Annotated in this window: 15 protein-coding genes; 9 read left to right on the plus strand and 6 right to left on the minus strand. The window is 63.7% G+C overall.

Translation table 11 applies throughout. The features are described 5' to 3' along the window. The first annotated feature begins 77 nt into the window (after window positions 1–77). On the plus strand, window positions 78–794 hold the full coding sequence (locus tag M4J39_RS01160; protein WP_251725809.1) for a DUF502 domain-containing protein: 717 nt from the start codon (window positions 78–80) through the stop codon (window positions 792–794). On the opposite strand, the gene sseA is transcribed toward M4J39_RS01160, so the two are convergent. From sseA to M4J39_RS01190, 6 genes are all read right to left on the minus strand, one after another. After that, window positions 734–1,579 carry a 3-mercaptopyruvate sulfurtransferase gene (sseA, locus tag M4J39_RS01165; RefSeq protein ID WP_251725811.1) on the minus strand — a complete coding sequence of 282 codons (846 nt, stop codon included), beginning with the start codon at window positions 1,577–1,579 and terminating at the stop codon, window positions 734–736. The two genes, M4J39_RS01160 and sseA, sit on opposite strands and share 61 nt — an antisense overlap. A 21-nt stretch (window positions 1,580–1,600) precedes the next feature. Then, window positions 1,601–2,335 (minus strand): alanyl-tRNA editing protein, encoded by a 735-nt coding sequence (locus tag M4J39_RS01170; protein ID WP_251725812.1) that lies wholly within the window; start codon window positions 2,333–2,335, stop codon window positions 1,601–1,603. A gap of 13 nt (window positions 2,336–2,348) precedes the next feature. Next, window positions 2,349–3,380 (minus strand): cysteine synthase A, encoded by a 1,032-nt coding sequence (locus tag M4J39_RS01175; protein ID WP_251725813.1) that lies wholly within the window; start codon window positions 3,378–3,380, stop codon window positions 2,349–2,351. 162 nt (window positions 3,381–3,542) lie between these two features. Continuing rightward, entirely contained in the window at window positions 3,543–4,316 is a 774-nt protein-coding gene (locus M4J39_RS01180; RefSeq protein WP_251725814.1) for an arginyltransferase, read from the minus strand. A gap of 192 nt (window positions 4,317–4,508) precedes the next feature. Continuing rightward, window positions 4,509–4,982 carry an RDD family protein gene (locus tag M4J39_RS01185; protein ID WP_251725816.1) on the minus strand — a complete coding sequence of 158 codons (474 nt, stop codon included), beginning with the start codon at window positions 4,980–4,982 and terminating at the stop codon, window positions 4,509–4,511. 80 nt (window positions 4,983–5,062) lie between these two features. Beyond that, window positions 5,063–6,289 carry a threonine ammonia-lyase gene (locus M4J39_RS01190; RefSeq protein WP_251725818.1) on the minus strand — a complete coding sequence of 409 codons (1,227 nt, stop codon included), beginning with the start codon at window positions 6,287–6,289 and terminating at the stop codon, window positions 5,063–5,065. 269 nt (window positions 6,290–6,558) lie between these two features. Here M4J39_RS01190 and M4J39_RS01195 point away from each other — a divergent pair, with 269 nt between their 5' ends. The 8 genes from M4J39_RS01195 (at window position 6,559) to nuoH (ending at window position 14,939) form a co-directional block, all read left to right on the plus strand. After that, complete coding sequence (locus M4J39_RS01195) at window positions 6,559–6,924, plus strand: NADH-quinone oxidoreductase subunit A (RefSeq protein WP_101288262.1); 366 nt, start codon at window positions 6,559–6,561, stop codon at window positions 6,922–6,924. Continuing rightward, complete coding sequence (locus M4J39_RS01200; RefSeq protein ID WP_251725820.1) at window positions 6,915–7,493, plus strand: NADH-quinone oxidoreductase subunit B family protein; 579 nt, start codon at window positions 6,915–6,917, stop codon at window positions 7,491–7,493. Before M4J39_RS01195 ends, M4J39_RS01200 begins: the two co-directional genes overlap by 10 nt. A 23-nt stretch (window positions 7,494–7,516) precedes the next feature. Then, window positions 7,517–8,134 (plus strand): NADH-quinone oxidoreductase subunit C, encoded by a 618-nt coding sequence (locus M4J39_RS01205; protein WP_251725822.1) that lies wholly within the window; start codon window positions 7,517–7,519, stop codon window positions 8,132–8,134. 12 nt (window positions 8,135–8,146) lie between these two features. Next, on the plus strand, window positions 8,147–9,331 hold the full coding sequence (locus tag M4J39_RS01210; RefSeq protein ID WP_251725824.1) for an NADH-quinone oxidoreductase subunit D: 1,185 nt from the start codon (window positions 8,147–8,149) through the stop codon (window positions 9,329–9,331). Beyond that, window positions 9,331–10,389, plus strand: a complete 1,059-nt coding sequence (gene nuoE, locus M4J39_RS01215) for an NADH-quinone oxidoreductase subunit NuoE (RefSeq protein ID WP_251725825.1) — start codon at window positions 9,331–9,333, stop codon at window positions 10,387–10,389. The genes M4J39_RS01210 and nuoE overlap by 1 nt, the downstream gene beginning before the upstream one ends. Window positions 10,390–10,420: 31 nt before the next feature. Continuing rightward, complete coding sequence (gene nuoF, locus M4J39_RS01220; protein WP_251725827.1) at window positions 10,421–11,710, plus strand: NADH-quinone oxidoreductase subunit NuoF; 1,290 nt, start codon at window positions 10,421–10,423, stop codon at window positions 11,708–11,710. A 75-nt stretch (window positions 11,711–11,785) separates the two neighbouring features. After that, entirely contained in the window at window positions 11,786–13,882 is a 2,097-nt protein-coding gene (gene nuoG / locus M4J39_RS01225; RefSeq protein ID WP_251725829.1) for an NADH-quinone oxidoreductase subunit NuoG, read from the plus strand. 10 nt (window positions 13,883–13,892) lie between these two features. Next, window positions 13,893–14,939, plus strand: coding sequence for an NADH-quinone oxidoreductase subunit NuoH (nuoH, locus tag M4J39_RS01230; protein ID WP_251725830.1), 1,047 nt, complete (start codon window positions 13,893–13,895; stop codon window positions 14,937–14,939).

The raw sequence follows: 14,939 nt of genomic DNA on the forward strand, positions 1-14,939 counted from the left end.
GACGCGAAACTTCACTTGTTCCCGATGCATGGGCAATATGGGGTATGACTGGGCGGTGAATCGGAAGGGCAGGGAGCGTGACGAGACTTAGGAACTACTTCCTGACCGGATTGCTGGTGGCCGGGCCGGCCGGCATCACCATCTACATCACCTGGTCGATGGTGTCGTGGATCGACAGCTGGGTGAAACCCTATTTGCCTCTCGCCTACAATCCGGACACTTATCTGCCCTTTCGAGTCCCGGGCTATGGCCTGGTAGTCGCCCTGATCGTCATCACGCTCATTGGGTTCCTGACCGCCAACATCGTCGGCGCCTCGATCTTTTCGTTCTCCGAAGAGCTGGTCGATCGCATGCCGCTGGTGCGCAATCTCTACAAGGGATTGAAGCAGATCTTCTCGTCGGTGCTCGCCGACAAGGGCAATGCCTTCAAACAGGCGGCGCTGGTGCGTTTTCCGCATGCTGGCGTGTGGACCATAGGCTTCGTCGCCGGCGCGACGCGCGGCGAGGTCGCGGATCGGCTGGAGGGCGGCGACGACATGCTCACCGTCTATGTGCCGACCACGCCCAATCCGACCGGCGGCTATCTCATTTTCATCCCGCGCGAGGATGTGGTCATTCTCGACATGACCGTCGAGGATGCCGCCAAGTTCGTCATTTCCTTCGGCCTCGTCACCGCGCAGTCGGCCGACGCGGCCGAGAGCCTCATCCGGACGCTGTCGAAAGGCGGTTCCCGTCAGTCGGTCACCACCGACGCATCGGAGCGTCCCGCCCACTCGGTCCACGAGCCATCGTAGATTGCAACCTGCCGTGCCCCGAGCAGGTCGAGGGCGAGCGCAATCACCGCTGCCGACACGCCCGAGCCGCAGCTGGCGATTACCGGCTTGCTCGGATCGATGCCGCGACTTGCGAACAAGGTCCGGAGATCGCTGGCCGACTTCAGTCGTCCGCCCTCGATCGCCTCTCCGAACGGCAAGTTGATGGCGCCGGGCATGTGCCCGGACCGAAGACCGGCGCGCGGTTCGGGGTCGCGTCCATGAAAACGGCCGGCCGAGCGGGCGTCCACGATCTGCGTGCCGCCACCGAGCGATGACTTTACCTCATCGAAATTCTTGACGGTCGTCGGATCGAAGCGAGGCGTGAACGTTGCCGGTGCGCGAGACACCTCGCCGGCTTCGAGCGGGTACTCGGCGGCAATCCAGGCGGGAAGGCCGCCGTCGAGCAGCACGACGTCGCGCGCGCCCATGATCCGGAAGCTCCACCAGACGCGGGCCGCCGAGAAAAGACCGACGCTGTCGTAGACGACGATGGTCTGCGTGTTGCCGATACCGAGCGCTCCCACCGCGCGTGCAAACGCATCCGGCGTCGGCAACATGTGCGGCAGGGACGATGTGGTGTCGGCAATGGCATCGAGGTCGAAAAAGACCGCTCCCGGAATATGGCTCGCGAGATACTCGGACCGGCCGCTGCGACCGGCTGCCGGCATGTGCCAGGAGCCGTCGACCACAATCACATCGGGATCGTCGATGTGGCGCAGGAGCCAGTCGGCGGTGACGAAGTGAGCGTCTGGATGCACGGGCATCGGAACCTCCGGAGATTGAGTTCAAGCGGCTTCGGTCGCTGGGGCGAACCGAAGACGGACACGACGGTTGAGGCGGCCCTTGTTCTCGATCTTGGCAATCTGCACTTCGCCAATCTCGCCGGTCGATTTGACGTGCGTTCCGCCGCAAGGCTGAAGGTCGACGTCGGTCCCGATGCGTACCAGGCGCACTCGGCCGGCACCCGTTGGCGGCTTCACCTTCATCGTCTTGACGAGAGCGGGATTCTCGGCCAGCTCCGCGTCGGTGATCCACTCGGTGGTGACGGCGTGGTCGGCGCGGATCAGCGCGTTGAGGGCGTCGGTGGCCGAAGCCCTGTCGACCGTCTCCCCTTCGGGAAGATCGAAGTCGAGCCGGCCTTCCTCCACGCCCACCTGACCGCCGGTGACGGGATAAGGCAGCACCACTGAAAGAAGATGCATCGCCGTATGCATCCGCATCAGGGCATGGCGGCGCGCCCAGTCGAGGCGCTGAATGATCGTCTGCCCAAACTGCGGTAACTCCTGCCCGGATTCTGGAACAAGAATGATCGATGACCGATCAGCGCTATACATGGAGTTCTTGATGTTGGTTCTGAACCCGGTCCCCCATTCGATCGATCCGCGGTCGCCAGGCTGGCCACCGCCTTGCGGGTAAAAGATCGCGCGGTCGACGTAGAGGCCCCCATCCGTGCCGACGGCAGTCACCGTCGCCTCGGCGAGTTCCAGGTAAGGGTTATCGAGGTACAGAGCCTCGGTCATCGTAAGTCCTCTGTCATGCCGCCTCGAACGGCGGCCTGAATTTCCTCGGAGCATCTAGCCAACTCGGTACCGCCAGATTCTTGCTCCTCAGAAACGTCGGGTTGTACAGCTTTGACGCATAACGTGCGCCACCGTCGCAAAGCACGGTGACGATGGTGTGTCCCGGGCCAAGCTCGCGAGCGAGAGCGATGGCGCCGGCGACGTTGATTCCGGAGGAGCCGCCGAGGCAGAGCCCTTCGTGTTCCACCAGGTCGAACAGCTCGGCGAGCGCGGTCTCGTCGGAGATGCGGCAGGAAAAGTCCACCGGCGCGCCTTCGAGATTGGCGGTTATGCGACCTTGACCGATGCCCTCGGTGATTGAAGAGCCCTCTGCCTTGAGTTCGCCGGTCGTATACCAGGCGTGCAGCGCGGCCCCATGCGGATCGGCCAACCCGATCTTCACGTCGGGCTTCATGTCCTTGAGGCCGATGCCGACGCCGGCCAAGGTGCCGCCCGAGCCGACGGCGCAGATGAACCCATCGATCTTGCCGTCCGTTTGCTCGAAGATCTCGCGGGCCGTCGTCTCGATATGGGCCTGCCTGTTGGCGACATTGTCGAACTGGTTGGCCCAAATCGCGCCGTGCGGTTCGGTCTTGGCGAGCTGGTCGGCCAACCGACCGGACAGCTTCACATAATTGTTGGGATTGCGGTAGGGAACGGCCGGTACCTCGACCAGCTCGGCGCCCACCATTCGAAGGTAATCCTTCTTTTCCTGCGACTGCGTTTCTGGAATGACGATGACCGTCTTGAGGCCGAGCGCACTGCCGACCAGCGCGAGGCCTATGCCGGTGTTGCCCGCCGTACCCTCCACGACGGTGCCGCCCGGTTGCAGGCGTCCGGCCTTCAAGGCATCGCGAATGATGTAGAGGGCGGCGCGGTCTTTCACCGACTGGCCAGGGTTCATGAACTCCGCCTTGCCGAGAATCTCGCAACCCGTCTTTTCGGAAGCACGACGAAGACGGATCAACGGCGTGTTGCCGATGGTGTCGAGAATACTAGCGGTCACTGGGCATCTCCATGGGACTGCCGTCGGAAGGTCGGCGGAACAAACCGAGCAACCCGCCCCGGGGTGCAGGCGTTCCACAGAAAGTGGATACAAAACAAAAGCCTGGGCAAACACCGAGTCCAACCGGTCGGTCATTGCTCCGGGCTTTTGGGTGAATATTGTTTACGCGAACTCGCTCTCCGCCGGCTCATCGGGCAGCACCGCCCATCCGCTGGAGGTCAGGTACTCGAGAGGCTTGTAGCGACGCTTATAGTCCATCTTGCGCGAGCCTTGCACCCAGTACCCCAGGTAAAGGTAGGGCAGGCCTCGCCGCCGCGTTCGTTCAATGTGATCGAGAATCATGAATGTACCGAGCCCGTCCCTTTGCATGTCGGGCTCGTAGAAGGAGTAAACCATCGACAGACCGTCAATCAGCACATCGGTCAGTGCGGCGCCGATCAGCGGCCCATCGCCCATGCCGCTCAGGAATGTGTTGATGCCGCGCCGACGGTACTCGATCATCATGGTCGACACGTGCGTCTCTTCCACCATTGCGGCATAGTCTCCCACCGTCATGTCCACCATGCCACCATCGGCATGGCGCGCATCGAGATAGGATCGGAAGAGAGAGTATTGTTCGCCCGTCGCCGCCGGAGGCAGTTCCGCGCCGACCAGGTGGCTGTTGCGCGAATAGTTGCGCCGTTGGCTCTTGTCGGGTCGGAAGTCGTCGACGCGGACGCGCACGGACACGCAGGAGCGGCACTCCTCGCAGGCCGGCCGGTAGGCGATGTTCTGGCTGCGGCGGAAACCGCCGTGACTCAGGATGGAGTTCATCGCGGCGGCACGCTCGCCGACCATGTGCGTAAACACCTTCCGTTCCGTCTTGCCCGGCAGATAGGGACAGGCGGACGGCGCGGTCAGAAAGAATTGAGGCGCGTCGGTTGGGTGTTGCGTCATGGGTTCTTGGTCGGTCTGCTTCGGTCGATCTTGGCATCTTTCGCCGGCTCTGGCGAGATACCAAGATCAACGGAAGCGATTTGTCCGAACCCACCAGGATTTGCCGGCAAGCCACGGCGCATACGGATGTTCAAGGCGCGGAGGCTCACAGCGTCGGACGGCCTGTCGATGACGCGGCACAGTCCGTACCGGTCAATAGCGATTGACGAAGACGACGCCGAGCACGATGTCGTGCAGCAGGCGCTTGTTCTCGGTGAACAGCGACACCAGCAGGACCAAGGGTGTCAGGACCGAAATCGAGAAATAGAACAGCACCGCGTGGATGGCGGCGATGCCGGGGTTGAGGCGGCTGCCGTCCATGAAACGGGCTTCGATGCCCTGGGTCCGCATGCCGACCGTGGCCGAGAGGGGACCTCCCAGCGAGAAGGCGCAGTAGACGAGCGCCACCGCCGGCCAGAGGATCGGGTAGAGCAGCCAGCCGAGGCCGAGAGTGAAGATGCCGAGGAAGAATACCACCACGCCGACGGCGAAGGTGAGCAAGGCGATGATGACGGCATCGATCAGGAAGGCAATGACACGGCGCGTGCGGATACCATCGACGGCTCTGGGGCCGGGGCGCCCCTCGTCAACGATGTAATCGGCGGCGTCATAGGTCCGGTTGGACATGGGAATCTCCCTGAAGAACGATGAGCCGCATATGGGAATGCGGTCCGCGAGTTCAATGCGCCGCACGCGCGAATGGCCGCCTATTCCGCCGATTTTCGCTCGACGCCGTATCCCTTCGCCCTGAGAGCGGCGATGATCTCCTCGGCATGGTGCCCGTCGCGCGCCTCAAGGGTGATATCCAGCGATGCCCCCTTGGCCGGTATTTCCAGCACGGTTCGCCGGTGGGACACCTCGAGTATGTTGCCGCCGGCATCGCCGATCAGGGTGGTGATGGCGCCGAGCGTGCCGGGCCGGTCCGGAATGGCGAGACGGATGGCGACGATCCTTTCCTCGCGGGCCAGCTCGCGCATCATGATCGAGGCGAGTATGCGCGGGTCGATGTTGCCTCCCGAAAGCACCAGTCCAACCTTCCTGCCACGGAAAAGATCCGGCTCGGCGAACATTGCGGCGAGCCCGGCTGCGCCGGCGCCTTCGGCCATGGTCTTCTGGAGCGTCAGATAGGCGTTGACCGCCCGTTCGAGATGGCTCTCGTCGACGAGGACGATGGCGTCGACGAGTTCTCGTACGATTGGCAGCGTCCTCTGCCCGGCAACCTTGACCGCGATGCCTTCGGCCAGTGTCGCCCCGCCGGCCATGGCGTCGATGCCCTTCAGAGCCGCCCACATCGACGGATACATGCGCGTTTCGACGCCAACCAGGCGGATGTCGGGTTTCAATGCCTTGGCCGCTGTCGCCATTCCGGCAATCAAGCCGCCGCCGCCGACCGGTATGGCGATGACGTCGAGATCCGGCCGCTCTTCAAGCATCTCAAGTGCCAGCGTGCCCTGGCCGGCGATGACGTCGATGTCGTCGTAAGGGTGGATGAAGACGAGGTTTTCATCCGTTCCGATGCGCGCGGCGGCCAGAGCCGACTCGGCCACCGTCTCGCCCTCAAGCATGACGCGGGCGCCGTAGCCGGCTGTTGCCGACACTTTGACATGCGGCGTGGTCACCGGCATGACGATGGTCGCCTCGATGCCGAGCCGCACCGCGTGGTAGGCAACGGCCTGCGCATGGTTGCCGGCCGACATAGCAATAACGCCACGACGCCGCTCGTCGGCCGAGAGGGCCAACAGGCGATTGAGCGCCCCACGTTCCTTGAAGGCCGAGGTTACCTGCAGGTTCTCGTACTTGACGAACACCTCTGCCCCGGTCAGCCGGCCGAGACGAGGCGCCGGCAGGAACGGGGTATGCATCACCTGACCTGAAATCGCGTTTCTGGCGGCGCGAATTCTGTCGATCGTGATCGACTGTTCGTTGGCGACCATATGTTTTTCCACGCTTTTCCCTCTCACAGCGCATGGCGAGGAGAGGCGGCAATATCCCTTTGCAAAAACATGCGTTTTTAAGTCAAGTTTCGTGGATTGTCTCCGGGGTACCCCTGAGCGTAATAAACCTTAGAAAGGAACCTTCGACGCCCTTGCGAAGTGAAGGTCTATCCGCTAACCGTGCGACAAGCAATTCGGCGACCCCACGCGACTCCCAACCAAATTGTCGCGATGTGCAAATGGGTTGCGTCCGAACCAACGAGGTCACAATGGACGAACTCCTTCGGGACTACCTGCCGGTGATCATTTTTCTCGGTGTGGCGTTGGCCATCGGTCTGGCGCTTCTGGTCTCGCCCTTCCTGCTGGCTTTCAAGAATCCCGATCCGGAAAAGCTGTCGGCCTACGAGTGCGGCTTCAATGCCTTCGACGACGCCCGCATGAAGTTCGACGTTCGATTCTATCTGGTATCGATCCTCTTCGTGATCTTCGATCTGGAAGTCGCCTTCCTGTTCCCCTGGGCCGTCGCCTTCAAGGACGTCGGGGTGTTCGGCTTCTGGTCGATGATGGTTTTCCTCGGGGTGCTGACCATCGGTTTTGCCTATGAGTGGAAGAAGGGGGCGCTGGAATGGGACTGAGCCCGAAAGAAACGCTGGTGTCGCCCGCTCCCAAGGGAATTCTCGATCCCCGTACCGGTAAGCCGATCGGCTCTGACGACGGTTTTTTCACAGGGATCAACGATGAGCTGGCCGATAAGGGCTGGCTTGTCACGTCCACCGAAGAGCTCATTCACTGGGCGCGCACCGGCTCGCTGATGTGGATGACCTTCGGTCTGGCCTGTTGCGCCGTCGAAATGATGCAGGTGTCGATGCCGCGCTACGACGTCGAACGCTTCGGCTTCGCGCCGCGCGGTTCGCCCCGTCAGTCGGACGTGATGATCGTCGCCGGCACGCTGACCAACAAGATGGCTCCGGCGCTCCGCAAGGTCTACGACCAGATGCCGGAGCCGCGCTACGTCATCTCCATGGGCTCCTGCGCCAACGGCGGCGGCTACTATCATTATTCCTATTCGGTGGTGCGCGGCTGCGATCGCGTCGTACCGGTCGACATCTATGTGCCCGGCTGTCCGCCAACCGCCGAGGCTCTGCTCTACGGCGTGCTGCTGCTTCAGAAGAAGATCCGGCGCACTGGCACCATCGAGCGCTGAGCGAAAACGAGGCTGGGTGAAACATGAGCGAAGCCCCGAACGATCTGATCGGCGAACTGGCGCTGGCCGTTGGCAATGCGCTCGGCGCCGATGCGTTGTCGGTCAATGTCGCCTTCGGCGAGGTGACGGCCACGGTCGTCCGCGAACGTATCGTCGATGTCGTGACGCGGTTGCGTGATGCGCCGGATCTCGGCTTCATCAACATCATCGATGTCTGCGGTGTCGACTATCCGGAGCGTGCCGATCGTTTCGACGTGGTTTACCACCTGCTGTCGCCGACCCGAAACGCCCGCCTGCGCCTTCGGGTCACGACCGACGAGGCGACGCCGGTTCCGTCGATCACCTCGGTTTTCCCGGGCGCCCTGTGGTTCGAGCGCGAGGCTTACGACCTTCTCGGCATTCTGTTTTCCGATCACCCCGAGTTGCGTCGCCTCCTCACCGATTACGGCTTCGACGGGCATCCGCTTCGCAAGGATTTCCCGATGACGGGCTACGTCGAGGTTCGCTACGACGACACCCAGAAGCGCGTCGTCTACGAGCCCGTCAGGCTCAACCAGGAATTCCGCAATTTCGACTTCCTGTCGCCTTGGGAGGGCACGACCTACGTGCTGCCGGGTGACGAGAAGGTCAAGACGAACTGAGGCGCGCGATCGATGCCTGAAGCCCAGGTCAGAAATTTCAACATCAACTTCGGCCCTCAGCATCCGGCCGCTCACGGCGTGTTGCGCCTCGTGCTGGAGCTGGACGGCGAAGTGGTCGAACGCGTCGACCCGCATATCGGTCTTCTTCATCGCGGCACGGAGAAGCTGATCGAAGCCCGCACATATCTGCAGGGGCTGCCGTATTTCGACCGACTCGATTACGTCGCGCCGATGAACCAGGAGCACGCCTACTGTCTGGCCGTCGAGCGGCTCGCCGGCATTCTTGTGCCGCGACGCGCGCAGATCATACGCGTCCTCTATTCGGAAATCGGCCGCATCCTCTCTCACCTTCTCAACGTCACGACCCAGGCGATGGACGTCGGCGCCCTGACGCCGCCTCTCTGGGGCTTCGAGGAACGCGAGAAGCTGATGATCTTCTATGAGCGTGCGTCGGGCTCGCGCATGCACGCCGCCTATTTCCGTCCGGGTGGCGTCCACCAGGATCTGCCCGAGCAGCTCATCGCCGACATCGAGGCGTGGTGTGATCCCTTCCTGGGGACGGTCGACGATCTCGACGCGCTCCTGTCGGAGAACCGCATCTTCAAGCAGCGCAACGTCGATATCGGCGTCGTCAGCCTGGAAGATGCCTGGAAGTGGGGGTTCTCGGGTGTGATGGTGCGTGGTTCCGGCGCTGCATGGGACCTTCGCAAGTCGCAGCCTTATGAAATCTACGGCGAACTCGACTTCGACATTCCCGTCGGCAAGAACGGCGACTGCTACGACCGCTACCACATCCGCATGGAAGAGATGCGGCAGTCGGTGCGGATCATGAAGCAATGCATCGCTCTGCTGAAGGTCGAGAAGGGGCCGGTTCAGACGCTCCAGGGCAAGTTCGCTCCGCCGCGCCGGGGCGAGATGAAACGTTCGATGGAAGCCCTCATTCACCATTTCAAGCTCTACACCGAAGGCTTCCGGGTGCCCGAGGGCGAGGTTTACGCCGCCGTCGAGGCGCCAAAGGGCGAGTTTGGCGTCTACCTGGTGTCGGACGGAACCAACAAGCCCTATCGCGTCAAGATTCGCGCACCCGGGTTTGCTCATCTTCAGGCCATGGATTTTCTCTGTCGCGGCCATCTCCTGGCCGACGTGTCGGCTGTGCTTGGTTCGATCGACATCGTGTTTGGTGAGGTGGATCGCTGATGTCCGTCCGTCGTCTTCATCCCGACCAGCCGGAGAGCTTCGCCTTCACCGAGGAGAACGCCGCCTATCTGCAGAAGGTGATCGCTCGTTATCCCGAGGGGCGTCAGGCTTCGGCGGTGATTCCGGCGCTGATGGTCGCGCAGAGCCAGGAGGGCTGGATCAGCCGCCCCGCGATCGAGGCCGTCGCCAAGCTGCTCGACATGCCGGACATACGCGTTCTGGAGGTCGCTACCTTCTACACCCAGTTCCAGCTGTCGCCGGTAGGCCGCAAGGCGCATATCCAGGTCTGCGGCACCACGCCCTGCCGCCTGCGCGGCGCCGAAGAGATCATCAGCATCTGCAAGAACCGACTTGCCGCCCATCCTTTCGAGCTCTCCGCCGACGGCGATTTCTCGTGGGAAGAGGTTGAGTGCGCCGGTGCGTGCGTCAACGCGCCGATGGTCACGGTCGGGGAGGACACCTACGAGGACCTGACCGCCGAAACCTTCAACGCCCTGATCGACGGCCTTGCCGCCGGCAATCCGCCGGCGCCCGGCCCGCAGAACGGCCGCTTCTTCTCGGCGCCCGAGGGTGGCGATACGACGTTGACCGACGGCGCGCTCTACGACGGTTCTGTCGTCGGCAAGTACCGCGCCTTCGATCGCGAGGAACTGACGCCCGCTCCGGCCGCTCCGGCGCCCGCAGCTCCGGCTCCCGCCGCGGCCAAGCCGGCGGCCGAGAAGCCCATCCCGAAGGTGGTCGAGGCCCAGGGACAGGCCGATGGCGAGAAAGTGCCGGATCTCCACAAGCCGGAACTGTTTGAAGCGGCGCGCGAGGGCAAGGCCGACGATCTCAAGCTGATCTATGGCGTCGGTCCCAAGCTCGAAGAGATGCTGCACAACCTCGGCGTCTATCATTACGACCAGATCGCCGGCTGGAATGAAATGAACCTCAGATGGATCGACCAGCATCTCGGCAGCTTCCGCGGCCGAGCTTTCCGCGACAAGTGGATCGAGCAGTCGTCAAAGCTGGCCACCGGCTGGCGGCCGTCCAACAAGGACGGCGACAAGCCCGTCTGAGATCGAACCGAAGACCCTGGGAACCTCAGTCATGCTGCAGGACAAGGACCGCATCTTCACCAATATCTACGGGCGCCATGACTGGGGCCTGCAGGGCGCGTTGAAGCGCGGCCAGTGGGACGGCACCAAGGATATCCTGGCCAAGGGGCGCGACTTCATCATCAAGGAGATCCAGGCGTCCGGCTTGCGCGGGCGCGGTGGCGCCGGCTTCCCGACGGGTCTCAAGTGGTCCTTCATGCCCAAGCAGTCGGATGGGCGGCCACATTATCTGGTCGTCAACGCCGACGAGTCCGAACCCGGCACCTGCAAGGACCGCGAGATCCTGCGGCACGATCCGCACACCCTCATCGAGGGGTGTCTCGTCGCCGGCTTCGCCATGGGCGCACACGCCGCCTACATTTACGTCCGCGGCGAGTTCGTGCGCGAGCGCCAGCGGCTGCAGGCCGCCGTCGATCAGGCCTACGACGCGGGCCTGCTCGGCAAGAACGCCTGCGGTTCGGGCTGGGACATGGATGTCTTCGTCCATCACGGCGCCGGCGCCTACATCTGCGGCGAGGAGACGGCTCTCCTTGAAAGCCTCGAAGGCAAGAAGGGCCAGCCGCGCATGAAGCCGCCGTTCCCGGCTAACGTTGGTCTCTATGGCTGCCCGACGACCGTGAACAACGTCGAGTCCATCGCGGTGACGCCGACCATCATGCGACGCGGCGCCGCCTGGTTCTCCAGCTTCGGTCGCGACAACAACAAGGGCACCAAGCTGTTCATGATCTCCGGCCACGTCAACACGCCTTGTGTGGTGGAGGAGGAACTCGGCATTCCCTTCAAGGATCTGATCGAGAAGCACGCCGGTGGCGTTCGCGGCGGCTGGGACAATCTCCTGGCGGTGATCCCCGGCGGCGCTTCGTGCCCGGTTGTTCGCGCCGATCAGATCATGGACGCGCAGATGGACTTCGACGGCATGCGCTCCATTGGGTCGAGCTTCGGTACCGGTGGCCTGATCGTCATGGACAAGTCCACCGACGTGATCGCGGCGATCTCGCGCATCTCCTACTTCTTCCGCCACGAGAGCTGCGGCCAGTGCACGCCCTGCCGCGAGGGCACGGGCTGGATGTGGCGCGTGATGGAACGCATGCGCGAGGGCAACGCCGCGCGCGAGGAAATCGACATGCTGTTCCAGGTGAGCAAGCAGATCGAAGGGCACACCATCTGCGCCCTCGGCGATGCGGCCGCCTGGCCGGTGCAGGCGCTGATCCGGAACTTCCGGCCGGTGATCGAGGCGCGGATCGACGACTACGTGTCCCAGCACGGCATGGCTGCCGAGTGAGCGGATGGGTTTGATCGAGTTTGAAGGGCGGCCGCCGGCTATGGGCGGCGCGGCTCCAGCGAGGGTTGGGTCGACATGGCAAAACTGATCGTCGACGGGATCGAGATCGATGTGGCTCCGGAGCTGACGCTGCTGCAGGCATGCGAGGCGGCGGGCGCCGAGATCCCGCGCTTCTGTTACCACGAGCGCCTGTCGGTCGCCGGCAACTGCCGCATGTGCCTCGTCGAAGTGAAGGGCGGCCCGCCGAAGCCGACAGCCTCCTGCGGCATGAACGTGCGCGATCTCAGGCCCGGCCCCAATGGCGAGCCGCCGGTGGTGCTGACCAACTCGCCCATGGTCAAGAAGGCCCGCGAGGGCGTGATGGAGTTCCTGCTGATCAACCATCCGCTCGACTGCCCGATCTGCGATCAGGGTGGCGAGTGCGATCTGCAGGACCAGGCGATGGCCTATGGCGTTTCAGGTTCTCGCTTCATCGAGAACAAGCGCGCCGTCGAGGACAAGTACCTCGGGCCGCTGATCAAGACGTCGATGAACCGGTGCATCCATTGCACCCGCTGCGTGCGTTTCACTACGGAAGTGGCCGGCATCGCCGAGATGGGCCTTATATCCCGCGGCGAGGACGCCGAGATCACCAGCTATCTCGAAAAGGCGCTGTCGTCGGAACTTCAAGGCAACGTCATCGACCTTTGTCCGGTCGGCGCGCTGACCTCCAAGCCCTACGCCTTCCACGCCCGTCCCTGGGAGCTGTCCAAGACCGAGTCCGTCGACGTGATGGATGCCGTCGGTTCGGCCATCCGTGTCGACGTGCGTGGCCGCGAGGTGATGCGCGTGCTGCCCCGCCTCAACGAGGCGGTCAATGAGGAGTGGATCTCCGACAAGACGCGCTTCATCTGGGATGGCCTCAGGACTCAGCGCCTCGACCGTCCATATGTGAAGGTCGACGGTCGTTTCCGCGCGACCTCCTGGGCCGACGCCTTCTCGACGATCGCCACCCGCGTGACGTCGAGCACGCCCGAGCGCATGGGTGCCATTGCCGGCGATCTCGCTTCCGTCGAAGAGATGTTTGCGCTTCGCGAGCTGATGGCGGCGCTCGGCGTTGCCTCGGTCGATGGTCGGCAGGACGGCACGGCCCTTCATCCGAAGTTCGGCCGCGCCAGCTACGTGTTCAACGCCACCATCGCCGGCATCGAGGATGCGGACGCCATCCTGATGATCGGCGCCGATCCGCGGCATGAGGCGTCGGTGCTGAATGCCCGCATCCGCAAGCGTTGGCGGGCAAGCGGCGGCAAGCTGCCGGTCTACACCATCGGCGCGCCCGTCGATCTCACCTATCCGCATGTCCACCTGGGCGACGACCCGGCTGCGCTTCAACATCTCGACGCCGGCGCGCTCGACGTGCTGAAGGGGGCAGAGAAGCCTCTCATCATCGTCGGGCAGGGTGCGCTCGTTCGCCATGACGGGCTGGCACTGCTGTCGCACGCCGCCAAGCTGGCGACCAACGTCGGTGCCGTGACTGAGGGCTGGAATGGATTCTCGGTGCTGCATACCGCCGCCTCGCGCGTCGGCGCGCTCGATCTCGGCCTCGTGCCGGGCGAGGGCGGTCGCGACGTGGCCGGCATGATCGATGCGTCCACCAAGGGCGAGCTCGACGTGCTGTTCCTGCTGGGCGCCGACGAATTCGGTGCGCAGCATCTCGGCCCGAACACCTTCGTCGTCTACATCGGCAGTCACGGCGACACCGGCGCCCATCGCGCCGACGTCATCCTGCCCGGTGCGACCTACGCCGAGAAGTCGGGCACCTACGTCAACACCGAGGGACGCGTCCAACTGGGCAACCGAGCCGCCTTCCCACCGGGCGAGGCCCGCGAGGACTGGGCGGTGCTGCGCGCGCTATCGGAAGTGCTGGGCCGCAAGCTGTCGTTCGACAGTCTGGCCCAGCTCCGGGCGAAGCTCTATGCCGTCCATCCTGAGTTCGCCGCGATCGATACCATCCCGGCGGCCGAGCCAGAGGCCATAGCCTCGCTCGCCGCGCTCGGCGGCATCGTTCGGCCGGAACCCTTCATTCCGGTGATCGCCGACTTCTACCTCACCAACCCGATTGCCCGCGCCTCCAAGGTGATGGCCGAGTGCTCGGCGCTCGCCCGCTCCGGGCAGTCCATCGCAGCGGAATGAGAGACGCCCCATGAGCTTCTGGTCCGATATCGTCTGGCCCGTCGTGGTGATCGCCGCTCAGAGCGTGCTGCTTCTGGTGCTGTTGCTCGTCATCGTCGCCTTCATCCTGCTGGCCGATCGCAAGATCTGGGCGGCGGTGCAGATCCGCCGCGGCCCCAACGTGGTCGGTCCGTTCGGCCTGTTCCAGTCGTTTGCCGATCTTCTGAAGTTCGTGCTGAAGGAGCCGGTCATACCCTCGGGGTCGGCCAAGGGCCTGTTCCTGCTGGCGCCTTTGGTCACGACGACGCTCGCCCTGCTGGCCTGGGTGGTGGTGCCGGTGGCCGATGGCTGGGTGATTGCCGACATCAACGTCGGCATCCTCTTCATCCTCGCCATCTCCTCGCTCAGCGTCTACGGCGCCATCATGGGCGGCTGGGCGTCCAACTCGAAGTATCCGTTCCTCTCGGCCCTCCGTTGCGCGGCGCAGATGGTCTCCTACGAGGTGTCGATCGGTCTCGTGATCATCACGGTGCTGCTGTGCGCCGGCTCGCTCAACATCTCGGCCATCGTCCGGTCTCAGGAAACCGGCCTTGCAACGATGATCGGCTTGCCGTGGCTTTCCTTCCTGAACTGGTACTGGCTGCCGCTCCTGCCGATGTTCGTGGTCTTCTTCGTGTCGGCGCTGGCGGAAACCAACCGTCCGCCCTTCGACCTCGCCGAAGCCGAGTCCGAACTGGTGGCCGGCTACATGGTCGAATACGGCTCGACGCCGTACATGATGTTCATGCTCGGCGAGTATGTCGCCATCTGCACCATGTGCGCCATGATGGCCCTACTGTTCATGGGTGGATGGATGCCGCCGATCGACGTCGCACCCTTCACCTGGGTGCCGGGCATCGTCTGGTTCCTGGCGAAGGCCGTCCTGATGTTCTTCTTCATTGCCATGGCCAAGGCCATGGTCCCCCGTTACCGCTACGACCAGCTGATGCGTCTCGGCTGGAAGGTGTTCCTGCCGCTGTCGCTCGTCTACGTCGTGCTGGTGGCCGGCGTGCTGCAGCTGACCGGCTGGGCGGCCTGA

The organism is Pleomorphomonas sp. NRK KF1, assembly GCF_023721755.1.
Taxonomy (GTDB): domain Bacteria; phylum Pseudomonadota; class Alphaproteobacteria; order Rhizobiales; family Pleomorphomonadaceae; genus Pleomorphomonas.